We start from the raw sequence: 25,401 nt of genomic DNA, 5'->3' as shown, positions 1-25,401 counted from the left end.
TATAGGATTTACTATCGACGCAAAGTTGTCAAGGTCACACTTCAGGTGGTGTCAGCCCAACTAGCTAGCAGTAGACGTCGCGAAAGGGCTCGATAACGACGTTAACTGCCAGTCAGTTGGGAAAGAGAGCGATAAGGGTGGGGCTCAGGCTTCCGGGGCGTCGGCGATGGCGCGGCCGCGGACTTTGCTGACGTGATCGGCCATGGCGGCCGCGGCCCTCTCGGGGTCTCCCGTGGCCAGCGCATCAAGGACGGCCTGATGTTCGGCGATGGCGTTTTCCGCATCCGTGATGCCCACGCCCCCGAAGAGCCGGAACCGCTGCACCTGGCCACCCAGCGCGGCATAGGCAGCCACCATGAACTGGTTTCCGGTCTGTTCGGCGATGAGGCGGTGGAACCGCTCGTCAGCTTCGAGGTAGTCACGGAATTCAGCGAATGACGGGCCCCGCGGTGCGGTCTTCAGGTCAGTCACCGCTTGTTCCAGCTGGGCGAGCCGTTCCGCGGTCAGGCGTGCGCAGGCGAGGCGTGCATTCACCGGCTCGATGGCCAGCCGCGCTTCCATCAACTCGGCGAAGTCCTCGCGCGTGAAGACCGGGGCCACGCGGTAGCCCTTGAGCGCCACCCGGCGGACCATGCCGGTGTGTTCCAGCCGGGCCAGGGCTTCGCGGACCGGGGTGGGCGAAACGTCGAGGTCGCGCGCCGTGCCGTCAATGCTGACGGTGGCGCCCGGTTCCAGCCGGCCGTCCATCAGCGACTCCAGCAGTTCCTCGTACACGTGGTCCGCCAGCACCTGGCGGCTCACGGGCTTGCCTTTTCGACTGCCGGGACTGGTGCTTTGGGACGGACGCTGCATGTTCAGATCCTATAGGGCAGCCTCCGGCGCGGCCTGCATGGCCGGTCACAAAGCGACGGACAACACAACAGGCGGGCGCAATGGGGTTGCGCCCGCCTGTTGTACCAAGCTGTTGTACCAAGGCCCGAAGACCCGAAGAGGCTAGTTCTGCGACTCCTCGTAGAACGGGTAGTCCGTGTAGCCTTCAGCGCCGTCGGCATAGAACGTGGACTGGTCCGGTTCGTTGACCGGGAGGCCTTCACGCCAGCGGCGGACGAGGTCGGGGTTGGCGATGGCCGGGCGGCCAACCACCACAGCGTCTGCATGGCCGTCAGCCACGAGCGCGATGGCCTCTTCGCGGGTGGTGATGACGCCGAACCCGGTGTTGACCAGGAAGGGTCCGTTGAACCGGGAACGCAGGTACTGGACCAGGTCGCCGGCGGGCTCCTTGTGCAGGATGCTCAGGTAGGCCAGGTTCAGCGGCGAGATGGCGTCCACCAGCTGGGAGTACGTCGCGCGGGCGTCCGCGGCGTCCGTTTCGAGGGCGCCCTGCACGTTGTGTTCGGGCGAGATCCGGATGCCGACGCGGTCGGCACCAATGGCCGCAACGACAGCCTGCACAACCTCGATGACGAAGCGCGCCCGGTTCTCGGGCGAGCCGCCATAGATGTCGTCGCGCTGGTTCGACGACGGGGCAAGGAATTCGTGCAGCAGGTAACCGTTGGCGGAGTGCAGCTCAACGCCGTCGAACCCTGCCTCGATCGCGTTCAGCGATCCCTGGACGATTTCCTGGAGGATGCCGGGCAGTTCGGCTGTGGTCAGGGCGTGCGGCACGGGGTGTGCCTGCTTGCCCTTGTACGTGCGGGTCTCCGCCTCGACGGCGATGGCGCTCGGCGCGACCACCTGGTGGCCGCCGTTGATGTCCTCGTGCGAAACGCGCCCGCCGTGCATGATCTGCGCGAAGATCCGGCCGCCTTCGGTATGAACAGCGTCCGTGACTTTCTTCCAGCCGGCAATCTGCTCCGGCGTGACAATGCCGGGCTGCCCCGGGTAGGAGCGTCCTGCGGGGCTGGGGTATGTGCCTTCGCTGACGATCAGGCCAAGCGAGGCGCGCTGGCGGTAGTGCTCGGCAACGACAGGGGCGGGTACCCCCGCTTCGCCGGAGCGGAGACGGGTCAGCGGGGCCATCACCAGGCGGTTGGGCAGTTCGAGCTCGCCGAGGGTCAACGGGGAAAACAGCATTCGCAGTTCCTTTCAAAGCGGATTGGGTCCACTGAGCCCAACTGCGAGGCGCCTGCAACTATTCCGGATGAGACTCGGATCACTACGGATGCACGATGATCTTCACCGCCGTGTCGTTGTGGTGGATCAAGGTATCGAAGCCCTTGTCCACGAGATCGTCCAAGGCAATGCGTCCCGTGATGAAGGGTTTGAGGTCGACTTTCCCTTCTTGGACGAGTTTGATGGCGGCCGCGTGATCGCCGCGGTAGGCAATCGTTCCGCGCAGGTCGATTTCCTTGAGTACGATCTTCTGCATGTCCACGGTGGCAGGGCGTCCCCAGATGGACACGTTGACCACCACTCCGGCGGGCTTGACGACGTCGAGCATGGTGTCCAGCACCGCGTTCACGCCGGCACATTCGAACGCTGCGTCCGCACCTGCTCCCCCGGTAAGTTCCAGCACCCGCGCCCTGACGTCGACTGCGCTGGGGTCGAGTACATGATCCGCGACGCCGGATGATGTGGCTTTCTCTTTGCGCGCGGCAGACAGTTCGGTCACTACGGTGGTGACGCCCAGCCCTTTCAGGACGGCGGCCGTGAGCAGGCCGATGGGACCCGCACCGCCGACGACGGCGACGTCCCCGGCTTTGACGTCGCTTCGGCCCACTGCGTGATAGGCAACGGCGAGGGGTTCGATGAGTGCGGCTTCGTCGAGCGGAATGTCGCCGACCGGGTGGACCCAGCGCGAATCAACCACGATCTTTTCGCTGAGTCCCCCGCCGCCGCCGGCAAGCCCGATGAAGCCCAGCTTGGTGCACAGGTTGTAGTTGCCTGCCCGGCACGGCCCGCACTCGTCACAGACGAAGTAGGGCTCCACCACCACGCTGTCGCCGACGGACAGCCCGGTAACGCCTTCGCCCAGTTCCTCGACAGTGCCGGAGAACTCGTGACCCAGGGTGACCGGGGCCTCCTCGTGTGAGAGCCCGTGCGGGTGTCCGGGCGGCGGGGTGAAGATGGGGCCTTCCAGGAATTCATGGAGGTCCGTGCCGCAGATCCCGCACCAGGCGACGGCGATCTTCACGGCGCCGGGCCGCAACTCCGGCTCCGGAACGTCTTCGATCCGGAGATCCTCGCGGGCGTGGAAACGTGCTGCTTTCATGGTGTTTTCCTTCGTTTACGTGGCCGTGGATGCAGCCGGTCAGGCGCATCCACGGCATGTCGTTGGAGTGTCACAGCAGGAGGCCGTCACCCCCAGTGTGGTCCCGAGGGAAGGCGGTTGTCACGGCCCCTTGGGTCAGTTTGGTCAGCGCGTGTGGTGGGTGGGCTGGAGCTCGTAGACGGGCGTGGGCAGTCCCTCCATCCGCGCCTTGAGCTGCAGGGCCAGGTAGTTGGAATAGTGGCGGCTCTGGTGCAGGTTGCCGCCGTGAATCCAGAGATTCTCAACGTTGGTGGGCTTCCACATGTTGCGCAGCTCCCCCTCCCACGGCCCCGGATCCTTGGGCGTGTCCGAGCCGAAGCCCCAGCACTTGCCGACGGCGTCCGCCACCTCGGGTGAGACCAAGTCGGCAAGCCAGCCGTTCATGGACCCGTAGCCGGTTGCATAGATGATGACGTCGGCTTCGAGCTCCGCTCCGCTGTCCATGACCACGGCGTTCCCGGTGATTTTGGTGACCTGTCCGTTGGCGAGCTTGACCCGGCCGTCAATGATCAGCTGGGAGGCGCCGACGTCGATGTAGTAGCCCGAGCCGCGCCTCAGGTACTTGAGGAACAGGCCCGAACCGTCCACCCCGAAGTCCAGGTCGAAGCCGGCGGCCTCAAGCTGCGAGTAGAACCCTGCGTCGCGTCTGGCCATTTCCTCGTAAACAGGGATTTGGGCTTCAGGCAGGATCCGGTAAGGCAAGGACGCGAACAGGAGATCGGCTTTCTCCGTGGTGACGCCGTTGGCGAGCGCCTTCTCCGAGTACAAGTCGCCAAGGGCCAGGTCCATGAGCGACTCGCTGCGGGCGATGTGGGTGGAAGACCGCTGGACCATGGTGACCTCCGCGCCGTGTTCCCACAGGTCGGCGCAGATGTCGTGCGCCGAGTTGTTGGACCCGATCACCACGGCCTTCTTGCCCGTCCAGTCCCCGCCGCCGGGGTGCTTGGACGAGTGGTACTGCTGCCCCAGGAAGGACTCGGCGCCGTCGAACGTTGGAACATTCGGATAGCCGGAGACGCCCAGGGCGAAGACGAGCTGCTTGGGCCTCAAGGTGACCGGTTCGCCGTCGCGCATTACCTGCACGATCCACTCCTGGGACGCTTCATCGAAGCGGGCGTTGGTGCATTCGGTCTTGGACCAGTAATTGAGCTCCATGATCCGGGTGTAGTGCTCGAGCCAGTCGCCGATTTTGTCCTTGGCCGCGAAAACGGGCCAGTCATCCGGGAACTTCATGTACGGCAGGTGGTCGTACCAGACGGGATCGTGCAGGTGGAGTGACTTGTAGCGGTTCCGCCAGGAGTCGCCGGGGGTCTCGTTTTTCTCGATGATGATCGTGGGCACACCCAGCCGGCGCAGCCGTGCACCGAGTCCGATGCCGCCCTGGCCGCCGCCAATGATCACGGTGTAAGGCTGGTCTTCGTATCCCAGGCGGGCTTCCTCCTCTTCCCTGAGTTCCAGCCACGATTTACGGCCCTTGCTGATCTGGTGCGCCACACCCTTCTCACGGTTGGGGCCCTTTTTCTCCTCAAATCCCTTCAGTTCTTTCATGGTGGTGAGCAGCGTCCAGCATTTGCCGTCGCGGAGCCGCAGGTGGGCGTGGCCCCACGCCTGGGCGGTTTCGAAATCCACCCAGGCCTCGGTGTTCGCCGCGTCCCCGGTGGCATCCTCGGCGAGCGCCCAGTTGCTTGGCTGCACGTCCTCAAGGGTGGCATCCAGCATGCGCTTGATCTCAGCCTTGCCCTCGAGCGTCTTGAGGTTCCAGGTGAAGGACACGAAGTCCCGCCAGTAGGATTCGTCTTCAAACAGCTGCAGTGCGGCATCGGTGTCCCTGCTGCGCAGCGCCTCATCGAACTGCGCCAGCCAGGCCTCCACGATGCCGTTTGGTGTCTCAGGCATGATTCCTCTTTTCGTTGCTTTCAGTGGGCCGCTCCCGGTCCGCCTTGCGATGACCGTCCCGTGACCCGCATCACAAGTAAAAGCCCCAGAGGGTTACAATCGAGTGACACGGCCCCCTCCCCGATTACATCGAGTGGTCCGAGCACGATTCGATGACGAGTTGGGAGATTGCGGATGCGGACGGGCACCGGCGCGATCACCCATCTTCGCGACCTGCGGTTTACCGCCCCGGCGGAGTACGCGCGTACGCTGCGGAAAGCCCACGAAGCTACCATTTCGGGCAACCCCGATCCTTCAATTTCGCCAGCCCTTATCAAGTCCTGGCAGCGTTCGCTGGCGCTTGGTATCGACCCCGATCAACACCGGCCGGTCCACCGGCATGATGTTTCCGAGGCACGCTCACTCAGTGCCGACCACCGCTTGGCCACCGTGATGCCGGCGTTGTCCCAGCTGCTGGCTGACGAGTCCTCGGCGGGCCGCCACCTGCTGATCGTCACGGACCAACAAGGTGAGGTGCTGTGGCGGGTGGGCAGCCGGCAGGCACTCAGGCTGGCTGACTCATTGGAGTTTGTGGAGGGCGCCGACTGGTCCGAATCCGGCGTCGGGACCAACGCCATCAGCGAGGCGCTCGTAACGGGTGCGCCGGCACAGCTGTTCTCTGCCGAACACCTGGTGCGCACGCATCACGACTGGGCATGCACCGCGGCGCCCATCCGCGATCCGTACACGGGTGAAGTGGCGGGAGTGCTTGATGTCTCCGGCCCCTTCGAATCGGTCACACCGGACAGCCTGCGCATGGTGCGCTGCGGGGTGCGGCTGGCGGAGGAGTTGCTGAGGTCTGCCGGCGCTCCGGCGGCCAGGCAGCAAACGGGTGGCGCGGTTCGGTCGGCGCTGACGCTGACGTTGTTGGGTGACAAGCCGAGTGCCGGGCTCGACGGCGGTGCCCGTCTTCCGCTGACGCTGCGCCGTGCGGAGATCCTGGCTTTGCTAGCCTCCCGGACTCAGGGGTGGAGTGCCGATGAGCTGGCGTATCGGCTGCATGGCGAGGACGGCGCGGCCACGGCCGTCAGGACCGAGATGCATCGGATCCGCGGCATCCTCGGCAACGTGGTGGAACCGAACCCGTACCGCTTCTCGTCGGCCGTCCGGGTGGTCACGGACGCATCTGTGGTCGCCGATCACTTGCGGGACGGTCGGGTGGCGCAGGCGCTGGCCGCTTACCCTGCGAAGCTGCTCAACCGTTCGGTGAACCTGTCGATTGAGTTGATGCGGGACGAGCTGAATGAAGCCGTGGGCGCGTCGGTCCGCGCCAGTGGCGACGCTCAACTCATCATGCAGTGGTGCGCCAGCGACATGGGTGCTTCAGATACCGAAGGCGCCGCAGCCATGGCCCGCCTGATCGGGCCGGGCGATCCGCGCTTTCAATTGGTCCGGGCGCGGATGGAGCGGGTGGACCGGGAACTGCAGTCCTAGCCGGGGTGGGGGCTGGCGTGGCTAGGGGGTTGGTCTGGCTAGGGTTGGCGGTGTAGCTCCCGGGCAGCCTTGGCCTTGCGGGTTCCTGATGCAGTCGTCGGCGTAGTTACGGGTGATGGAGCGCCACACACTGATGGTTTGCGGTGGCGAACTGAACTGGCCTTGACCAGGGATCGGCAGCGGCGGGCCGTTATTGACGGAGTACGTTCCTTGGAAGTGCGTCGTGAGCACCACCTGGAAGTCGCCGGTCTGCGTGTAGACGTGGCTGGTGCGGGTCTTTTCACCCCACCGGTCCTGCGGGAGTGGCCCGCCTGCCGACTGCTGGGGCCCAAATGTTGTCCCATCGCCGTAGTTCCAGGTGTATTGGACCGGGGTCGCCACGACATGCACTTTTTGGGCCAGGATGGTGATGTCGAACGTCTGCTCTGCCGAGTCCGTGAAGAAATTCGTCTCGGCTCCGCGAAGGGTGTGTGGGCTCGGCTGGGCCGTGACCGTTCCTGCGGCCACTGGCAGCTTCTGGAACTCGCTCTGAATCAGGGCCGCGATGCGGGGAAGCAGATCTTCGGGTCGCGGATCGAAAAGACAGGTGGGACCGGAATGGAAGGTCCAGACAGGGTTAGGAATTCCAATCGGCGCTTTCAACCACACGACCGGGATTCCGTCTTTACCGTCCGGGCCGTTCTTGCACTCCAGCTGTCGCGCCAAACAAGGTGTATCGAAATCTGCACCGCCTAAGTGGCATTGGAGTTCGTACTTGTACTGATTGGGGTCAGTACTGGGAGCGCCAGGCTCCCGGGCGACAACCTTGCCTGTTGACGGATCAACGGTCCAATCATCGGCACCAACAGCGATTGCAGTTTCTTCATAGCCAATATCAATTGGTGGGTCGTCTGCGCGCGATGGCGATGAAGTTACAGCGATGACGACCATGGAAAGCGCAACGGCAACCGACAGCTTGTTGGCCCAGCCCATGATTTACCGAATCAGCCCGAGGTCGCTGATGATCCACCCTTTTGCACCGTACGCCGCCGTCGCCTGGCTTGCGGTGTTCGTGGCCTTCGTAGGTTCCTGATAAAGACTGCCATCCGGCTTGCGAATACCAATTTGCTTCTGAAGCACCTGAATTGTTGCCTGGGATGCGGGACCTGGAGAGAACTGAACCGTTATCGACGGAGTTTCAATGGTTCCGCCTTCAACCCACCTACCATCTCGCCATGCGCTCTCAACTCCACCCGCAAGACCATTGCAGAAAACACATTCGGGCCCGCTGGCACTCTTCACAAGGGACGTGTCGCCGGTTTCGTAGGCGTAGCTAAGTGTTGAGTACCAATAGGCTGCAAATGCCTCCAGCCCCTCCTTCGTCTCCGCCTTCGCGGCCTCAGGCAGCACCGGAACGGGAACATTCTGGGCTTTTCCCTTGGCGTCGGCCGGTTTGTACGCGGCGGACGCTGTCGGCGTCGGGCTTGGCGTGGACGTGGCAGAAGCCGAGGCAGACGCAGACTCCGAAGGTCCGCCATTCCCCGGCGTATTGCTGCCGCCATTGCATGCGGTAAGCACCAGGACAGAAGCGACGAAAACTGCAGCTGCGGAATAGCGCAACCGTGCGAAAGGCAAAGTACGAGATGTCATGGGCAGCTATTCCCCCGATAGTTTCAAGACGTCCGAGCCGCCCGCAATAAATCCGGACGATGGTTAAAGGGTAACTGAGGTCACACTTTGATGCCCAAAGTTATCCACAGCCTCCGGCTGTATCACTCACGGATTCAGGTAGGAAGTCTGGTAGAAAGTCGCACCGTCCGGTCAACGCCAAAAACTGCTGCCCAAGTTCGGCGCCTACTCTTTGTTGAATTCCCACAAAAAAGCCAACAAAAAGCCAAACTAGCGTCAGAGGCGACCAGCCGCCCAGCGAGAAGGACCCATCAATGACGATTCAGGCAGCCGTTCCTACCAGCGACGCAACAGGCGACAACATCCTGGAAACCGCCCGCGAGCAGGTCCTCGAAGACGGCATCGGCCTGACCCAGGCGCAGCTCGAGGAAGTCCTCCGCCTCCCGGACGCAGCGCTTCCCGCCGCCCTTCAACTGGCCCACGAGGTGCGCCTGAAGCACTGCGGCGAGGATGTCGAAGTCGAGGGCATCATCTCGATCAAGACCGGCGGCTGCCCCGAGGACTGCCACTTCTGCAGCCAGTCCGGCCTCTTTGACAGCCCGGTAAGAGGCGTCTGGCTCGACATCCCGGAACTCGTCAAGGCCGCCAAGGAAACGGCCGCCACCGGAGCCACCGAGTTCTGCATCGTCGCCGCCGTCCGCGGCCCCGACATCAAGCTCATGAACCAGATCAAGTTCGCGATCGACCGCATCAACGAAGCCGTGGACATCAACATCGCCTGTTCCCTGGGCATGCTCACCCAGCGCCAGGTGGACCAGCTCGCTGAGTGGGGCGTGCACCGCTACAACCACAACCTCGAAACAGCCCGCAGCTACTTCCCCGAAGTCGTCACCACCCACAGTTACGAAGAACGCCTGGAGACCTGCACCATGGTCAAGGCCGCCGGCATGGAACTGTGCTGCGGTGCCCTCATCGGCATGGGCGAAACCCTGGAACAGCGCGCCGAACTCGCCGCCCAGCTCGCCGCCCTCGAACCCCACGAAGTCCCCCTGAACTTCCTCAACCCGCGCCCCGGCACCCCGCTCGAAAACCAGGGCATCATGGACGGCAAGGACGCCCTGCGGGCCATCGCGGCGTTCCGCCTCGCCATGCCCCGCACCGTGCTGCGCTACGCCGGCGGCCGGGAACTCACCCTCGGCGACCTCGGCACCCGCGAAGGCCTCCTGGGCGGTATCAACGCCGTCATCGTCGGCAACTACCTCACCACCCTGGGCCGCCCCGCCACCGCCGACCTCAACCTGCTGGTCGAGCTGAACATGCCCATCAAGGAACTCCAGAAGACACTATGAACAGGGTTTCATCCGCCGGCCGCTCAACCGCCGGCAACCCGGCAGACGCAGCCACCGCTAAGTTTTGCGGCCACTGCGGCGAGCCGTCCGACGGCGGTGACGGTCCGCCGTCGGGCGTTCACCTCCGCTGCGGCGAGCAACTCACGCTGGAGCCGCCGCGCTACTGCGCCGCCTGCCGGCGCCGCATGAAGGTCCAGGTGACACCGCTCGGCTGGAGCGCCGAATGCTCCCGCCACGGTGTCACCGAAACGAGAATGCGTCCTTAAGACACTGGCCTTTGCCCGCCGCCGGCTGAACAATAAGGCTCATGATGTTCACACACGAAGACGGCAAACCCATTCTGAACCTTGACGATGACCAGTCGTGGAAGCTCCTGGAGGGCACCAAACACGGCCGGCTGGTCGTGACTGTGAGCGGCGAACCGGATATCTTCCCGGTCAACTACGCCGTGGGCAACCGCAAGCTGTATCTCCGGACAGCTCCGGGAAACAAGCTTGCAGAGCTGACCATCAACGCTAAAGTCCTCTTTGAGACAGACGGCATCATGTCAGATGAGGCCTGGTCCGTGGTGCTTCGCGGAACAGCGCGGGTCCTCGACCAGTCAGCCGACATCGCGGTGGCGGAATCGCTCGGTTTGAAGCCCTGGGTGCCCACGCTGAAGGACTTCTACGTCGAGATCGAACCGGTTTCCGTCAGCGGACGGCACTTCCAGTTCGGGGAACATCCGGAGCGCGAAATCTAGGGACTGCGGCCGCCTAGACTTAATTCATGGCTGACCAGCTGACTCCCGAACGGCGCAGCTGGAACATGTCCAGGATCCGGGGCAAGAACACCAAGCCGGAGCTGCTCGTGCGGAGCCTGCTGCATGCCAAGGGCTACCGCTACCGGTTGCACGGCAGCGCCCGCGGCGGCAAACTCCCGGGCAATCCTGATCTGGTGTTCGCGGGACGGCACAAGGTCATCTTCGTCAACGGCTGCTTCTGGCATTTCCACGACTGCAAGGCCGGACAGCACGCTCCCAAGGCAAACGCGGAGTTCTGGGAGGCGAAACGAACCCGCACCAGGAACCGCGACGCCGAACAGCGCCGGCTCCTGGAAGCTTCCGGCTGGAAAGTACTCACTGTTTGGGAGTGCGAGCTCAAGGACGCCTCTGCCTTGGAAGAACAGCTGGAGCAGTTCCTCGCCTGACGCGGGCCGTACTCCGCCCCAGCAACCGGACTACGATGCGCGGCGGGCCGCCAATGCAGCGTTGAACGCTGCCGCCGACGTGTCACTGCTGTTGATGCGCCAGTCCGTTTCCTTCTGCAGATGGAACCAGACGAAGCCCACCACGTCCGGCTGGGCTGCAAGGTAGCTCACCAGATCCGTATTCCACTGCGCTTTGGAACCGCCGGCCTCGGCAGACGCGGTCTCGGCGATCAGAATCGGGAGCCCGGGCGCAAGTGTCCGCAATTGGGCTATGCCGGGCGCAAATAAATCCTGCGGCGACATCCAACTGCTCCACGACGCCGAGGTTCCCCAGTTATATCCGTCGAGGGCAACAACGTTCAAGTAGGCGGCGCCCGGGAACAGCCCGGCAAGGTCAGTGGAACCAAAATACGGAACGTTCGGGCTCCAAACCCAGGCCACATTGCTGGCGCCGGTTGCTGCAACGACGTCGTGCACATGCCGCCACGCCTGTACGTAGTCGCCGGGCTGGTTGCCGTTCACACCCTCCGCCCACGGGTACCAGTTGCCGTTCATCTCGTGGGCGAACCGGAGCTGGACCGGCTGGCCCCAGGACGCCAGCGCCTGCCCCCACTGCGTTATGTAGGCATCAAAGTCGCCCGCGGCGATCCTGTCCAGGGCGTACGCAGGCTGCGTCAGGCCGCCGCCCCACGCCCAGGGTTCCCACGTGATCAAGGGGACGGCTCCGCGTGCCCGCACTGCATTCATCTCCGCGAGGGGCGGGGGCTGCTGGAAGTCCTCGTAGAACAGCACGGTGGACGGACTCTCCCCCGAAATCCGCGCCACTTCATCCAGTTCGGCACCAGCCAGAGGGCCGCCCGGCGTGGCCGCCCCAAAGCGGAGCGCCGCCGTGCTGATCGGAGGGATCGCGGGGGCGGAAGAAGTCACGGTAAACACGGAAGAGGACTTAATGGAGGAGGTTTTCGCGGTGATGGTCAACGGTCCGGCAACCGCCGCGGGGATGGTGATTGAGGCGCTGAAGGTACCGGATGCCGCAGTCTTGAACGAAAACGTGGTGGAGCCGACTATCACGGTTCCCGTGGTGGACGCCTTGAACCCGGTTCCGCTGACTGTCACCGCCGAGCCGACGGGCCCGGTATTCGGATTCAGGTACACCTGGGCCGCAGCCGGCGCTGCCTGGACGGGCTGGATGGCCACAAGGCTGAGGCCCAGTCCCATCACCAGCCCCGAAACAAGCATTTTCACGATCCTGAACACAGCGGTCCCCGCAATCAGCTGGTGGCCTGAGAAGCCACAGGTCAGTTCAGTGCCGGCAGACACTTCTCCCGATCCTAAAGCTCAACCGGCCTTCCCCGATCAAGATTGGCGCAAATTTTTCCGGAAAGCGCATTCCACCTCCGTGGGAGCCCTACTGTAAAAGAGGCAAGGATGTGTCCGCACCCGTTATCCCGGTTGTGCAGGCCCAAGGGAAGGGGTGTCCAATGGATGGACGGGATGGCGCCGGCCAGCCGTACGTGGACCCCTCCGTGCTGCAAACACTCCGCTGTGAGCTTGAGCCCGACGCCGAGTACTGCACAGTGTTCGTGAATAGCTACATCCAGCAATTACCCCGACGGCTAGACCGGCTCCGCCACGCTGTGGAGGCCATGGACGTCGACGCAGCCATGGATGCGGTGCTGAGCGTGAAGACCTCCAGCATGATGGTGGGGGCGGCGTACCTGAGCAGGCTCGCGGATGAGCTCGAAACCATCCTGAAGCATTTGGAATCCCATCCGGAAGCCGTGCCAGCGCAGCCGCCACGGATTCAGCTCGCGCTCCTGGAAAGCATGGACGCGTGCACCGACCAGACCGTGGCCGGCCTCTCGGCGGCCGCAGCGGCCTAGCCCCAGCCCAATAGCCCTCCGCGGCGCCACCAAGCCAGGCCCCCCGGATTCAGCTCCGGGTTTCAGCGTTCGGCAGGAGCCAGCCGGTAACCCACACCGCGCACAGTCTGCAGCCAGCGGGGGTTCTGCGGGCTATCGCCCAGCTTCTTGCGTAGGTTGCCCATGTGCACTTCCACGGACCGCTCGTCCGCCTCGGAGATGTAGCCCCCGACATCGTACGGTTCGTCGCGCAGCCGCTTCACCAGTTCGGATTTGGTGCGCACCATGCGGCCCGCCTCGAGGAGGGCGTGCAGCAGGTCGAACTCGGTGCGTGTCAGGTGCAATTCGCGTCCGTCCACGCTCACGGTCCGTGCTTCGTAGCTGAACTCGAGCCCGTTGTGCGTCAGCGTCCGGCCGTTGCCGGCGACGACGGCAGGTGCGTTGCCCCCGGAGGAGGAGTCCGACGTCGAACGCGGACGGCGCATCATGGCGGCGACTCGCGCGCGCAGTTCGCGGGGACGGAAGGGCTTCGTCAAGTAGTCGTCCGCCCCCGATTCCAGCCCGATGAGGGTGTCCAATTCCTCGGCGCGGGCGGTCAGCATCACAATATACGCGTCGGAAAACTCCCTGATCTGGCGCGCGACTTCAAAGCCGTCGATATCAGGGAGGCCCAGGTCCAAGGTGATGACTGCCGGATTAAGTTCCTTGGCAGCAACCACGCCGGCAGCCCCGCTACTGGCCACTTGGACATCGAACCCGGCCTGGACAAGCACAACCCGCACCAGTTCACGGATGTCGTGATCGTCCTCGATTACCAGACCCACACGTGATTCACTCATCGCAGCCCCCTCAGTCCGCTCGATACCGTCAGAAGTATAGCGCTCGCCGGATATCGTGGGGGTATGCGTCCAGTAAACCGCACGTCGAAATTCAGCCGGCCATGAGCGGCAACCTCACCTGGGACATCAAGTCGGGCCGGATTCTCTTCTTCCGCCGGCCGTTTCACGAGTACTCGCTGCGGGGACGGGTCACCTTGAGCCAGATGCCGCTGTCCATCACGGCAGCGCTTACGGCCGTTCTGATGATGTTGTTTTTTCCGGTCACGCTGGGTAATCCCTTGTTCCTCGCGTTCCTGGCCACGCAGGTCCTGATCCTGGCACTGTGCTACTTCACGCCTTGGGAGAGGTTGCCGTTCACCAGCTTCCTGATCATTCCCATCCTTGACTTCATCTCGATCGCGCTGGGCAGGGAGGGCGGGCAGGAGAGCCTGACGGGTATCAGCCTGCTGGCCGTCTTTCCCGTCATCTGGCTGTGTGCCTCAGGGCTGTACCCCAGGACTTCCCTCCTGGTTTCTTTCCTCGGCCCCCTGGGCATTATCTGGGTGCCGTTGTTCCTTCGCGGCGACGTCACCGGGCAGGACCTGGCCCGGACGCTGCTGCTGCCGGTGATGATGTTGGGGATCGGCGTATCAGTGAGCGTTTTGACGCTCAGCATGGTCCGGCAGCAACGGGACCTGGAAGAGAAGGACGCTCAGCTGCGGGTCACGCTCAAGGAGAGCAAACGGCAGGAGGAACTGCTGAATTCTGTGCTGGAAACCGTGCATATGGGCGTCCTGGCCGTCGATGCCGCCGGGCACGACATCCTGATGAACCGCAAACAACGGGAAAACCACCGGCTCGCTACGCCGGCGGGAAACAGCGACCCCAACGAATCCCAGCTCCTGGTGTTCCAAGCGGACCGGACCACCACCGTCCCGGTCGAACAACGGCCGGTCCGCCGCGCGGTGATGGGCGAAAGTTTCACGGACAATCTGGTGTGGCTTGGCAGCGGCAGTGACCAGCGTGCCATCACCACCAGCGCCCGCGCCATGCGGGACCAGGACGGCGCCTTCGCCGGCTCGGTGGTTGTGTTCAGCGACGTCACCGACCTGGTCAACGCCCTGGCCGCCAAGGACGACTTCGTGGCCAATGTTTCCCACGAATTCCGCACTCCGCTAACCTCGATCCTGGGCTACGTGGAACTGCTGCTGGACGATCATGACGGCGTGGGCGCTACACACCGTGACGCGCTCATGATCATCCGGCGGAACTCCGAGCGGCTGCTCGGGCTGGTGTCGGACCTGCTAGCCAGCCGGAGCGGGCAGCTCATCGTCAGCCCGCAGGCGGTAAACGTGGCGGAACTCGTACGGGCGAGCATTAGTGCTGCGCTCCCCCGCGCCGCCGCAGCGAAGGTGCGGCTCCGTGCCGCCGCTCCTGAACGACTCGAGGCCCACGTGGATTCCGGGCGCATGTCGCAGGTACTGGATAACCTCGTGTCCAACGCAATCAAGTACTCGCCAAACGGCGGCGACGTTGTGGTGTCGCTGGACTCAGAGGGACCGGAACTGGTGTGCGAGGTAACCGATACGGGCATGGGCATGAGCGACAAGGATCAGGCGGAGGTGTTTACGAAATTCTTCCGGACCAGCAACGTGCGGAACACTTCGATCCCGGGAGTGGGGCTGGGCCTGCCCATCAGCAAAGCGATTGTTGAAGCGCACGGCGGGACCATCCAGCTTCGCAGCGCACTGGGAGAAGGAACCACGTTCACAGTTAGGGTGCCGGTTTAGCGTCCGGCACGCCGGCAGAGGCACGCCCACGGTCAGCCTGCGGGCCGCGGTCAGGCTTGTGGCCGGTACTGCTCAATCAACGTCCGGGCCATCGCCTGCGCACGTTTGGCGGCGCCGGTATCGCCTTCCGTGGCGGAGATGATGGACCCCTTCATGAGGATGTGCCACGAGCGGGAGAAATCCTCGGTGTCGCGGAGTCCCGCCTCCTCGGCGAGCTGCTGGACGTGGCCTCGGATCCTGGCGAGGTAGTCAATGCTTGCCCGCCCCAGCGGATGGTTCGCGCCCATTTCCAGCAGGATGTTAATGAAGGAGCACGCCTCGAAATCGTCGCGCCGGAACCAGTCGCCGAAGACGTCGAAGATGGCAAGCAGCTGCTCGGCGGGCGTGCTGCCGCGGCGGCGCGCGTCGGCGACGATCATGTCCACGGTCCAGACGCGGTCGCGCTGCTCCAGGAAGGCAAGCACCAGCTCATCCTTGGAGGCAAAGTGCCGGTAGAAGGTTGCCTTGGCCACGCCGGCGCTGCTGATTAGCTCGTTGACGCCCACATCGCGGATACCCCGGCGCGCGAACAGCTGGTACGCCGTATCAACGATCCGTTGCCTCGCGTCGGCAGCACCAATCGCAACCTCGCCCACCGGGGCAGGCTGTACCGGTGCAGGCTGAATCACTGCGGGGTCTGGCGTGGGGTTCATTACAAATAGTCTAGCTCAAAGGGGAGACAGACTTGTCTGTCTGAGATAAAATTCTCTACATTCCGGTCGGTCGAATTCCCAGCGTTTGAGCCAGAGCGCTTGTGCCACAGGAGGGTAAGAGATGCCGAAGAAATTGCTGTCAGCCGCAGAGTCCCATCAGGGGAATCCGTGGCAGGCGCGGTCCGGGATCCATGCCGTTGGGGGGCCCGTCCGCGGGCGCGTGAATCTTGAGCCGATTCGCCACCAGTCGTGGGAAATCATTAATGCAATCCTGATGGACAATGATCCCGAAGGGTCGGAAATCCGCAATCAGCTGCGCCGTTGCCTCAACAAAAACCGAGGCAACCCTGAGAGGGCCTTGCTCATGCACCTCATGTCAATGCCGGGCCGATCCGCGCCCGTAATCATTGATTAAGTCCTGCCTGCCGCACCACTTCGCCCCAGGACTGCTGTGCCAGGTCAGCAACAGCTGCCAGGATGTCCGACGGCGGCAGGGACAGATCAAGCGGGTACTCCACCACGTCGATGTCCGTGTGAAGGATGCGGCGGAGTTTCATTTCCCCCGAGCCTGCGTACACAAGCCAGGCAGTGGGGACGCGTAGGGCCGTGCAGTAGGCCAGCATCTGAAAGTGGTCCGCGGACAATGACGCGCCCTGGTCCGTAGCCGCCCGATACTTTGTGTCGTAGACCACCACGGGGCGGCCGCCCAGGAGGTGGACGGCGTCCGGATTCACCGTGAGCCGGTCGGAGTCGCGCACTGCCTCGTTCAGCAGTGCGTTGTACTGCAGCCGCATCTCGCCGGGATATGCGGCCATGGCTTCGCGAAGGGCAGTGCCCACAAAGTCTTCGAAGACCTGGCCCATGTCCACGACAAACGACGCCGTCTGTTGCTTTCCGTCGCCGGCTTCGGCTGAGGCGTTGCGCAGGATCACTTCGGAGAGGCGGAGCACCGCATGGTACCGGGCGTTCATTCTCGTGGCCTGCCACGGCGGCAGCGGCGCTCCGGACTGAAGCCGCGTGACAGCGTCGAGCTTACCTTTCAGCTGCCGCAGGCGGCTCTGGACGTCAGGCCGCACGCGCGGAACCTGGGCCATGCGCTCCAGGGCGGCCCGCAGGATGCGGTTCTCGGCGATGTCTTCGGTGAATTCGTCATAGGAGACTTCCAGCGGCACCAGCATTCCGGGGCGGCGCGAGATCTGGTCCGAGATCCGGATCCTGCCTTTCACGGTCCGCAGCGATTCGTCCACGGTGAGGTAGCCCTGCAGGACGCCGCGGCTCAAGGCCCTGTCCGCCAGCTGTGCCAGCGATTCGGCCAGCGCGCTCCACAGGTCCGAGTCTTCGACGGCGGCCACGGGGTCGTCGCGGAAGCCCTGGTTCCCGGCATAGCTGAGAAGGAACAGCAACCGGCTGAGGCCCAGCCGGTCCTTGGGCCGCACTTCCAGCTGCACCGTGGGTGTCCGCACGGAGCCCACCATGCCTACCGGCTCGATCCTGAACAGGCCCATGCCCATGGGGGACGCCTTGGCCAAGCCGCTGGCGTTCAGGAACGCCGCACTGGCGGCGTCAAGCTTGTCCACCACACCGCCGGACAACTCGTCCAGGACAATGTGGCGCACGGCCTTGCCGGCACTGGAAGGCGGCCTCGCCGGCGGCGGCGGAACGGTGACGGCGGGCCTCAAGCCCTTTGCCGGCAGCAATTCGTTAGCGGGACGCAAGGCGGCCCAGCAGCTGCTCCAGTCCGAAGCGCTCCTGCAGCTGTGCCCGGTTCAGCTGGCCATGGTAGTGCTCTTCAAGGAGCGGCATGAGCTCGTATTTCCAGATCCGGCGCAGGCCGGAGGGAGTCTGGGCGGCCTTCTTCATGAAGTACGACGGCCCGATCATGAGGTCGCGGTCCCACTCGTCAATCGCGTCGTTGAGGGCGTCGAGGAGGAGTGCCGGGGTGGTGTCCAGGTTCCGGGCCTGCAGGAAGCGGAGCAAGGACCCCTTCACCGGTTCGGTCTTGGGATGCAGCTCGATGAAGGAGAAGCGCCGGCGGATGGCCGCGTCCATCATGGCGATGGACCGGTCCGCGGTGTTCATGGTCCCGATGATGTACAGGTTGTCCGGCAGCGTGAACGGCTCGTTGGGGCTGTACTGCAGGTATATCCGGTCATCCCGGTATTCAAGCAGGAAGTACAGCTCGCCGAACACCTTGGCCAGGTTGGCACGGTTCATTTCATCGATGATCAGGAAGTAGGGCTTGTTCTCGTTGCCGGGCTTGGCAGCCTCTTCCGCAAGGCGGCGCAGTGGGCCGGCCACCAACTTGAAGGACACCTGCCCCTCGTCCGTTTTGTCCGGGCGGAAGCCTTCAAAGAAGTCCTCATAGGCATACGACGGGTGGAACTGCACCAGTTTGACGCGCTCGTCGGTGCTGTCCCCGGCAAGTTCGGCCGCGAGGTGCTTGGCAAGGTACGTCTTGCCTGTTCCGGGCGGGCCGTAGAGAACCAGCTGCCGGTTCTCCTCCAGGAGTTCGGCGATTTCCTGCAGCGGCTCCAGGTCCATGTGCAAGGACGCGGCAAATTGTTCCGTCAGCGGGCGGAACCCTTCCGGAACGGGCTCGACGACGGCGGCCGGCTCAGCGGCGTCGTCGGCCTCCGCTTCCGCTTCGGCGGGCAGCAGCGCCTGCAGCGCCTGCACTACCCGGGTGACATCGACGATGACTCCGGGCGTGGCCAGCTGGCGCTGGACGTGGCGCGGAAGGTCCGCCGTGCTGTGCGCGTCGTCGAACCAGCGGACCTTGCGGCGCATCCGGCGGTTGTCCTCGTTATGTTCGGGCTCGCCCAGCACCCCGCCCAGCCGGACGGCGCCGGCGTGCTGGTACAGGACCAGGTCGCCCGGTTTCATGACGGTGAGGAAGGCAAATACGGCGGTCTTGTTGTCCTCGCGCTCCACGTACCCCAGGTGCTTGTAGTCCTCATCCACGGCGTGCTGCACGACGCCCGCGGTGACCCCGGCATCCAGGAGGCGCAGATGCTCGACGTCGAGCGTCACTTTCTCCTCCCCGTGCCACGCCGCCAGGAGGTCCTTCACGTCATGGTGCGTGCGCAGGAGCCAGGCACGGCGGCCCGGGTCCCCCACCTTGCGCCACTGGCTCACCAGCTGGCGGGCGTACCAGTCGATGCGCTGGCCTGCCTGCTTGTCGAGGTAGAGGCGGATACGGTGGATGTCTGCGGTAATTTCGGCTTCGCTATCACCCTTGGCGCCGCCCACCAGGGAGGCGAACGCGTCCCGGATTTCCTGCCGCTCCACGTCCGCCACCACCGGCTCGAAGTAGCTTGGCCAGGCCAGGTACTCGATGCTCCGGCGGATGGCCGGCTGGTCATCCGGGGTTCCCGACGCGAGCTGATGGAACGCGAGGGGGTCCTTCAACGCCTTGGTCACGGCATTCGTGGACTGCTGGTCAACATGCTGCACAAACCGGCACAACCACTTCAGGTGGTCCCAGATGGTCCAGTTAAATTCGGCGGTGCGGTCGCGGATGACGCCGTGGTCCGTCATGCCCTCGTAGAGTTCGTCCGGAAGTTCCAGAGGCGGCTCCAGCCAGGAGGCCGCCTCGGCCACGCGGGCACGTTTGACCTTCAGCGACTTGACCTCGTGCGCCAGCGGCAGCGACTGGAGGAACAGCAGCTCGACCGCCAGCTGCTTGGCTGCGCGGGAGGCATCCGAGAGGTTTTGCCGCAGGTTGGTCATCATGGGCGCCTTGGAATCCGCGACGCCCCGCTCCAGCCGTTCCAGCAGTTCGGCGGCAGCTGCGGTGGTCCACGTCTGGGTCCGTCCGTCCAGCGCTGACGGCTTTCCCTGCAGGCCTGCCCCGAGGACAAACCACGCCGCGTCCTCGATCTCCTTGGAGATTCCGGGGGCGCGGGTCATGGCAGGCTTCGCGGTTGGGGTCATGCCTTCAAATTTACAGGCTTAACCTGAACGGCAGCACCACGGGGCGCCATAAGTTACTGACCGGTAAGGCTTTGGTCATTATGTATGTTTACATGGCCCCGGATTTAATTGCCGGTTCCTGTGCCGCTTCAATTGCCCGCCGGCATCCGTGGCTTTCGGCCCTAGGAAGTGTGGCAGGGACGGCCATAGTCTGGCCGCACAACGAGGAGCGTGCCATGACTTTGAACGACCTGACCCAAAAAACATTCGCTGCTATCCGGGCAACCGGGCTTAGCCGCGGACCGGACAGGTGGATCGGCGGCGTCTGCGGCGGAATCGCAGCCAAGCTGGGTGTGGACCCCAACGCAGCCAGGATCGTCTTCCTGGTGCTGTCCCTGATACCGGGCCCTGCCGTCACGTTCTACATCTGGGCCTGGATCCTCCTCCCGGACAGCACCACGAACCGCATCTACCTCGAGTCGTGGCTGAGCAACGGCTCAGTGACCTAAGCCGCGCTGCGACGCGGGACGGCCTGATGCCGCGGGGGCGCTGCCATGTGTTGGAGGCTGATGCGGGTTGGAGGCTGATGCGGGGAGTCAGCGCTTGGCGCTGGCGGGCAGGTTCTTGCGACCGAACGCGAAGTAGCTTCCCGGACCGACGAAGTTGATCAGCGTGACAGCACGCCACAACGCCTTGCTGCCGCGGATCTGCTCCGCGGGCCGCCGGGAAATGTCCCGCTGGGCCGCGATCAGGAGGGAGAGCTGCACGGCAGCTGCCACCAGGGTCCCGAACCGTGCGAGCGGCGGCATTTCCTTCCAGGACTTCTTCTTTTTCTTAATGGCCATGGCCGATGCTCCCTCGTTTGTGGACTTGTTCCGTTTGTGGACTTGTTCCGTTGGTGCGTTTTCTGGCGCCCCTGTGTGACGATCATAGGGACGCCGCCCCGCTCCAAGGTAGGGGCTTTGGGCTCAGGCCGTGAACGGGGCCAGCCGCTCCTTCTGTTCCGGAGTCAGCCGCAGCACCCTGCCTGTAGCCTCATCCACGAAGGCCAGATGTGTGGTGGCCTTGACGCAGTCCTCCCTGGTCACCGGGTCCTGCAGCAGGTAGTGGATGTCGAAGCTGGCACCTTTAACGGCGCCGATCCACAGCTGGACCACCGCCGGAACGTTCCGGTAGTCGAGCGTCCTGACATACCGGATCTTGTGCTCCACCACCAAAGCCATGGTGCCCTCTGCCACGTCGTTGAACAGGGACACCTGCGGCTCGACGCCGGGCAGGCCGGCGCCGCGGGGCGGTCCGAAGGCCGCGATGCGGGCTTCCTCCAGGATCCGCACGATCTGCACATTGTTGACGTGACCATAAGCATCCATGTCTCCCCAGCGCATGGGCACCTGGACCTCGATGCGCCGGCCGCTTGTCACGGTCCGGGCGGCGGCGCTCAACTCCGGGCCGCCGTCGTGTTGTCCGTGGAATCCGCCAAGGCGGCGTCCGCGTCCTCGCCGGCGAACTGGGACATGTAAAGCCGGTGGTAGGCGCCCTTGAGTTCCAGCAGGTCGTGGTGGTTGCCCTGTTCCACGATCCGCCCGGCTTCCATGACCAGGATGGTGTCGGCGTCGCGGATGGTGGACAGCCGGTGCGCAATCACAAAGCTGGTGCGGTCCGTCCGCAGGGCCGCCATGGCTTTCTGGACCAGGACTTCCGTGCGGGTGTCCACCGAACTGGTTGCCTCGTCCAGGATGAGCAGGGACGGGTTGGCCACAAAAGCCCGTGCGATGGTGATGAGCTGCTTCTCACCTGCGCTGACGTTGTTGCCTTCCTCATCGATGACCGTGTCGTAGCCGTCCGGCAGTGCCCGGACGAACCGGTCAACGAACGTTGCACGGGCCGCCTCCATGACTTGGTCCTCGGTGGCGTTGAGGTTTCCGTATTTGATGTTGTCGTAGATGCTGCCGCCGAACAGCCAGGCATCCTGCAGCACCATGCCCACTTTGGCCCGCAGCTCGGAGCGGCTCAGGTGGGTGATATCCACGCCGTCCAACGTGATGCTTCCCGAACTGAGCTCGTAGAACCGCATCACCAGGTTGACCAGGGTGGTCTTGCCAGCGCCGGTGGGCCCGACGATTGCAACGGTATGACCCGGCTCGGCGGTGAACGAAAGGTCCTCGATCAAAGGCTTGTCCGCGGAGTAGCTGAACGTCACGTGCCTGAACTCGACGTGGCCGTCGGTCTTGGCGGGCAGGTGCTCGGTGGCGGTCTCGGCATCCTGTTCCTCGGCATCCAGGAATTCGAATACGCGCTCTGCCGAGGCAACGCCGGACTGCAGCATGTTGGCCATGCCTGCCATCTGGCCCAGCGGCTGTGTGAACTCCCGGGAGTACTGGATGAAAGCGGTGGCGTCGCCCAGGCTCATGCCGCCGGAAGCCACCCGCAATCCGCCGACCACCGCGATGCCAACGTAGCTGAGGTAGGAGACGAACTGCATGACCGGCATGATCATGCCGGAGACGAACTGGGCTCCGAAGCTGGCCTTGTAGAGGGCTTCGTTCCGTTCATCGAAGCTTGCCAGGATGTCCGCGTCGCGGCCGAAGACCCGCACGAGGTCGTGACCGGAGAACGATTCCTCGATCTGGCCGTTGAGCTGGCCGGTGTTTTTCCATTGCGCTGCGAACAGCTTCTGGCTGCGCGAGCCGATGATGCCCGCGGCCACGCCGGACAGCGGGAGGGCAACCAGTGCGATGAGGGCCAGCTGCCACGACACCACGAACATCATGATGACGATGCCGAGCACCGTCAGCGCGGAACTGAGTAGTTGCGCGAAGGCCTGCTGCAGCGCCTGCTGGATGTTGTCGACGTCGTTGGTGACGCGGGACAGGGTGTCGCCCCGCTGGCGGGTGTCGAAGTAGTTCAACGGCAGCCGGTTGAGCTTTTTCTCGGTGTCGTCACGCAGTTGGCGCACCACCCGCATCACGAGCACGTTCAAGACATAGCCCTGCAGCCAGGTGAAGATGTTCGCCACGAAGTACATCACCAGAACCACGCTGATCAGGAACGACAGCTTCTGGAAGTCGATTCCCACACCCGGAACGAGTTCCATCTTGGCGATCATGTCCGCGAAGTTGTTGTCGCCCTGGGCGCGCAGCCCGTCGACGAACTGGTCCTTGCTGACTCCGGCGGGCAGCTGCTTGCCCACTACTCCCCCGAAGATGACATCCATGGCCTGCCCCAGGATCTTGGGGGCAACGACGTTCAGGACGACGGCGACTGTCACCATTGCGAGGACCACGGCGATGCCGGCGGCCTCTGGCTTAAGCAACCCCATCAAGCGCTTGGCGGACGGCCAGAAGTGCTCTGCCTTCTTCGCCGGCGTCCCGCCGAACATGTCTCCGTCGGCCTCCGTGGGCTTGTATTCCTCTTCGTAGAAGTCGTCGTCCTCCGCGGGAACCGTGTCCCGGCCTGCCGCCAGTTTTTCGTTGGTGCTCATGCCACTTCCTCCGCGGTCAGCTGGGACTCGACGATTTCCTGGTAGGTGGTGGAACTCAGCAGCAGTTCATCGTGGGTTCCCCGGTCCACGATCCGGCCGTTGTCCAGCACCAGGATCTGGTCGGCATCGGCAATGGTGGACACGCGCTGGCCCACAATGATGACGGTGGCGTCCGCCGTCTTTGCCTTGAGCGCACGGCGCAGCCGGGCGTCCGTGGCGACGTCGAGCGCCGAGAAGGAGTCGTCGAACAAGTACACCTTGGGCTGGGTCACCAACGCCCTGGCGATGCACAGGCGCTGGCGCTGGCCGCCAGAGACGTTGGTGCCGCCCTGGGCGATCCGGGACCCCAGCCCGTTTTTCTTGTCCCGGACGAAGTCAGCAGCCTGGGCCACGGTGAGCGCGTCCCACAGCTCCTGATCCGTGGCCTCCGTCTTGCCGAACCGCAGGTTGTGCTCGATGGTCCCGGAAAAGAGGTACGGCCGCTGCGGCACCATGGCCACACGGCCGGTGATTTCGGAGCGTTCCAGGTTGGTGATGGGGACGCCGTCGAGCAGTACTTCGCCGGACTCGACGTCGTAGAGCCGCGGCAGCAGCGACAACAGGCTGGACTTGCCCGCACCGGTTGACCCGACGATGGCCACGGTCTGGCCGGGCTCGGCCGTGAAGCTGATGTTGCTCAGGACAGGCTCTTCGGCGCCGGGGTAGGCGAAGGAGACATTGCGGTACTCCACGCGTCCCGTCCGCTGGGCGGGCGCCACCGGCGCGGCCGGTTCATGGATGGAGGGCTCGACGTCGAGCACTTCACCAATGCGGTCCGCGCAGACCGAGGCACGCGGAATCATCATGGCCATGAACGTGCCCATCATGACGGCCATGAGGATCTGCAGCAGGTACTGCAGGAAGGCCGTCAGCGAGCCCACCTGCATGTCCCCCGCATCCACGCGCTGCCCGCCGAACCACAGCACGGCTGCTGTGGAGACGTGCAGGATCATGCCGATGGCCGGGAACATGAGGACAAACAGGGAGCCAATCTTCAGCGAGACGTCGGTGAGATCGCGGTTGGCTTCGCCGAAACGCTCCGTCTCGTGCGGTTCGCGGACGAAGGCCCGGACCACACGGATGCCGATGATCTGCTCGCGGAGGATGCCGTTGATGCGGTCGATTTTCGTCTGCATTGAGCGGAACAGCGGCATCAGGCGGACCACGAGGTAGCCCACGACGGCAATTAGGACAGGGACGGACACCCAGACCAGCCAGGACAGGCTCAGGTCCTCGCGCAAGGCCATGACAATGCCGCCGATGCACATGATGGGCGTGGCCACCATGAAGTTCAGCCCCATCAGCACGAGCATTTGCACCTGCTGGACATCGTTCGTGCCGCGCGTGATCAGGGTGGGCGCGCCGAAAACGTTGACGTCCTTGGCTGAAAAGCTGGTCACTTTGCGGAAGACGCCGCGCCGGAGGTCCCGGCCGAATGCCATGGCCGCCTTGGAACCGAAGTAGACGCCGGTGATGGCGGTGGCCACCTGGACCAGTGCAACGCCGAGCATCAGCCCGCCCGTCCTCCAGATGTAGTCGGTGTCGCCGCGGGAGACTCCCTCGTCGATGATCTGTGCGTTCAGGCTTGGTAGGTAGAGGGCCGCGATGGTGGATGCCAGCTGGAAAAGAATGACTGCCGCGATATACGGCAAATACGGCTTGGAGTAGCGCCGTATGAGGGTGACAAGCATGCCCGGGAGTCCTTTGGAAAGTGCGCGAAGTGTATGGAGGAAAGTAATAGCAGCGGGGGCTGACACTCTCAGCCTTCCCACTCTACGAAATTCGTTGCCTCGGCGAAACAACGCCGGGGAAATATCATCCGAATGGCGTATCGGCCGAGGGGGCGTTGTGGCGGGCCGTCTTGCCGGCGTGGGCAGTGCCACTGCAGCGTGCGCACGTGCCTCTTGTTACGGGAGAAACGGGTGTCACCCCTCGGTTCAAAGGGGAATCGCTGTGAAAAACGAGTGCCCAGTCAAGTACCGGCCACTCGCGACTACGCAGTGCCTGAGGCTTAGCGTGAAGTGGTCAGATAGTTGACAACTC

General features: G+C 64.0%; 23 protein-coding genes. 8 read left to right on the top strand and 15 right to left on the bottom strand.

The genetic code is table 11. The features are described from left to right. Positions 1-144: 144 nt before the first annotated feature. The 4 genes from ACSQ1X_RS04545 to ACSQ1X_RS04530 form a co-directional block, all read right to left on the bottom strand. On the bottom strand, positions 145-852 hold the full coding sequence (locus ACSQ1X_RS04545) for a GntR family transcriptional regulator (RefSeq protein WP_436056802.1): 708 nt from the start codon (positions 850-852) through the stop codon (positions 145-147). A 141-nt stretch (positions 853-993) separates the two neighbouring features. Then, the gene (locus ACSQ1X_RS04540) at positions 994-2,073 is read right to left on the bottom strand and encodes an alkene reductase (protein WP_436056801.1); all 1,080 of its coding nucleotides are present in this window, start codon (positions 2,071-2,073) and stop codon (positions 994-996) included. A gap of 82 nt (positions 2,074-2,155) precedes the next feature. Continuing rightward, positions 2,156-3,211: a 2,3-butanediol dehydrogenase gene (locus ACSQ1X_RS04535; protein WP_436056800.1), complete on the bottom strand. Its 1,056-nt coding sequence runs from the start codon at positions 3,209-3,211 to the stop codon at positions 2,156-2,158. Positions 3,212-3,355: 144 nt separating this feature from the next. Further along, positions 3,356-5,146 carry an NAD(P)/FAD-dependent oxidoreductase gene (locus tag ACSQ1X_RS04530; protein WP_436056799.1) on the bottom strand — a complete coding sequence of 597 codons (1,791 nt, stop codon included), beginning with the start codon at positions 5,144-5,146 and terminating at the stop codon, positions 3,356-3,358. Positions 5,147-5,320: 174 nt separating this feature from the next. On the opposite strand from ACSQ1X_RS04530, the gene ACSQ1X_RS04525 reads away from it, so the two are divergent. After that, positions 5,321-6,619, top strand: a complete 1,299-nt coding sequence (locus ACSQ1X_RS04525) for a GAF domain-containing protein (RefSeq protein ID WP_436056798.1) — start codon at positions 5,321-5,323, stop codon at positions 6,617-6,619. 21 nt (positions 6,620-6,640) lie between these two features. Here the strand turns inward: ACSQ1X_RS04525 and ACSQ1X_RS04520 are convergent, their stop codons facing one another. After that, entirely contained in the window at positions 6,641-7,591 is a 951-nt protein-coding gene (locus ACSQ1X_RS04520) for a PKD domain-containing protein (protein ID WP_436056797.1), read from the bottom strand. A 3-nt stretch (positions 7,592-7,594) separates the two neighbouring features. Then, on the bottom strand, positions 7,595-8,248 hold the full coding sequence (locus ACSQ1X_RS04515) for a DUF6318 family protein (protein ID WP_436056796.1): 654 nt from the start codon (positions 8,246-8,248) through the stop codon (positions 7,595-7,597). Between the two features lie 293 nt (positions 8,249-8,541). On the opposite strand from ACSQ1X_RS04515, the gene bioB reads away from it, so the two are divergent. From bioB to ACSQ1X_RS04495, 4 genes are read left to right on the top strand one after another with little or no spacing between them, the layout of a single operon-like run. Beyond that, on the top strand, positions 8,542-9,576 hold the full coding sequence (gene bioB / locus ACSQ1X_RS04510; RefSeq protein ID WP_436056795.1) for a biotin synthase BioB: 1,035 nt from the start codon (positions 8,542-8,544) through the stop codon (positions 9,574-9,576). Continuing rightward, positions 9,573-9,842 carry a hypothetical protein gene (gene bsaP / locus ACSQ1X_RS04505; RefSeq protein WP_436056794.1) on the top strand — a complete coding sequence of 90 codons (270 nt, stop codon included), beginning with the start codon at positions 9,573-9,575 and terminating at the stop codon, positions 9,840-9,842. The genes bioB and bsaP overlap by 4 nt, the downstream gene beginning before the upstream one ends. Positions 9,843-9,883: 41 nt before the next feature. Then, positions 9,884-10,318 carry a pyridoxamine 5'-phosphate oxidase family protein gene (locus tag ACSQ1X_RS04500; protein WP_055797808.1) on the top strand — a complete coding sequence of 145 codons (435 nt, stop codon included), beginning with the start codon at positions 9,884-9,886 and terminating at the stop codon, positions 10,316-10,318. A 26-nt stretch (positions 10,319-10,344) separates the two neighbouring features. Beyond that, positions 10,345-10,764 carry a very short patch repair endonuclease gene (locus tag ACSQ1X_RS04495; RefSeq protein ID WP_055797805.1) on the top strand — a complete coding sequence of 140 codons (420 nt, stop codon included), beginning with the start codon at positions 10,345-10,347 and terminating at the stop codon, positions 10,762-10,764. Between the two features lie 30 nt (positions 10,765-10,794). Here the strand turns inward: ACSQ1X_RS04495 and ACSQ1X_RS04490 are convergent, their stop codons facing one another. After that, positions 10,795-12,003, bottom strand: coding sequence for a glycoside hydrolase family 26 protein (locus ACSQ1X_RS04490; RefSeq protein WP_436059258.1), 1,209 nt, complete (start codon positions 12,001-12,003; stop codon positions 10,795-10,797). A gap of 242 nt (positions 12,004-12,245) precedes the next feature. On the opposite strand from ACSQ1X_RS04490, the gene ACSQ1X_RS04485 reads away from it, so the two are divergent. Further along, positions 12,246-12,647 (top strand): Hpt domain-containing protein, encoded by a 402-nt coding sequence (locus ACSQ1X_RS04485; protein WP_436056793.1) that lies wholly within the window; start codon positions 12,246-12,248, stop codon positions 12,645-12,647. 62 nt (positions 12,648-12,709) lie between these two features. Here the strand turns inward: ACSQ1X_RS04485 and ACSQ1X_RS04480 are convergent, their stop codons facing one another. Further along, positions 12,710-13,465, bottom strand: coding sequence for a response regulator transcription factor (locus tag ACSQ1X_RS04480; protein ID WP_436056792.1), 756 nt, complete (start codon positions 13,463-13,465; stop codon positions 12,710-12,712). 101 nt (positions 13,466-13,566) lie between these two features. Between ACSQ1X_RS04480 and ACSQ1X_RS04475 the strand changes: the two genes are divergently transcribed. Continuing rightward, positions 13,567-15,234: a sensor histidine kinase gene (locus ACSQ1X_RS04475; protein WP_436056791.1), complete on the top strand. Its 1,668-nt coding sequence runs from the start codon at positions 13,567-13,569 to the stop codon at positions 15,232-15,234. Between the two features lie 50 nt (positions 15,235-15,284). Here ACSQ1X_RS04475 and ACSQ1X_RS04470 read toward each other — a convergent pair whose 3' ends face one another. The 3 genes from ACSQ1X_RS04470 to ACSQ1X_RS04460 form a co-directional block, all read right to left on the bottom strand. Then, positions 15,285-15,926, bottom strand: coding sequence for a TetR/AcrR family transcriptional regulator (locus tag ACSQ1X_RS04470; RefSeq protein ID WP_436056790.1), 642 nt, complete (start codon positions 15,924-15,926; stop codon positions 15,285-15,287). Positions 15,927-16,330: 404 nt separating this feature from the next. Further along, positions 16,331-17,542, bottom strand: coding sequence for an McrC family protein (locus ACSQ1X_RS04465; RefSeq protein ID WP_436056789.1), 1,212 nt, complete (start codon positions 17,540-17,542; stop codon positions 16,331-16,333). Positions 17,543-17,627: 85 nt separating this feature from the next. Then, complete coding sequence (locus ACSQ1X_RS04460; protein WP_436056788.1) at positions 17,628-19,859, bottom strand: McrB family protein; 2,232 nt, start codon at positions 19,857-19,859, stop codon at positions 17,628-17,630. Positions 19,860-20,074: 215 nt separating this feature from the next. Between ACSQ1X_RS04460 and ACSQ1X_RS04455 the strand changes: the two genes are divergently transcribed. Next, positions 20,075-20,347: a PspC domain-containing protein gene (locus ACSQ1X_RS04455; RefSeq protein WP_436056787.1), complete on the top strand. Its 273-nt coding sequence runs from the start codon at positions 20,075-20,077 to the stop codon at positions 20,345-20,347. Between the two features lie 87 nt (positions 20,348-20,434). On the opposite strand, the gene ACSQ1X_RS04450 is transcribed toward ACSQ1X_RS04455, so the two are convergent. From ACSQ1X_RS04450 to ACSQ1X_RS04435, 4 genes are all read right to left on the bottom strand, one after another. Next, on the bottom strand, positions 20,435-20,683 hold the full coding sequence (locus ACSQ1X_RS04450; protein WP_436056786.1) for a hypothetical protein: 249 nt from the start codon (positions 20,681-20,683) through the stop codon (positions 20,435-20,437). Between the two features lie 123 nt (positions 20,684-20,806). Next, positions 20,807-21,223 carry an acyl-CoA thioesterase gene (locus tag ACSQ1X_RS04445; protein ID WP_055797889.1) on the bottom strand — a complete coding sequence of 139 codons (417 nt, stop codon included), beginning with the start codon at positions 21,221-21,223 and terminating at the stop codon, positions 20,807-20,809. A gap of 53 nt (positions 21,224-21,276) precedes the next feature. Next, positions 21,277-23,319 (bottom strand): ABC transporter ATP-binding protein, encoded by a 2,043-nt coding sequence (locus tag ACSQ1X_RS04440; protein ID WP_436056785.1) that lies wholly within the window; start codon positions 23,317-23,319, stop codon positions 21,277-21,279. Then, the gene (locus tag ACSQ1X_RS04435) at positions 23,316-25,049 is read right to left on the bottom strand and encodes an ABC transporter ATP-binding protein (protein WP_436056784.1); all 1,734 of its coding nucleotides are present in this window, start codon (positions 25,047-25,049) and stop codon (positions 23,316-23,318) included. Before ACSQ1X_RS04435 ends, ACSQ1X_RS04440 begins: the two co-directional genes overlap by 4 nt. Positions 25,050-25,401: the final 352 nt, after the last annotated feature.

Origin of the sequence: Arthrobacter sp. LjRoot78 (genome assembly GCF_964254335.1) — a bacterium.
GTDB lineage: Bacteria > Actinomycetota > Actinomycetes > Actinomycetales > Micrococcaceae > Arthrobacter.
Note: the sequence above shows the minus strand (reverse complement) of the source record. Positions and strands in the feature narration are given on the sequence as shown.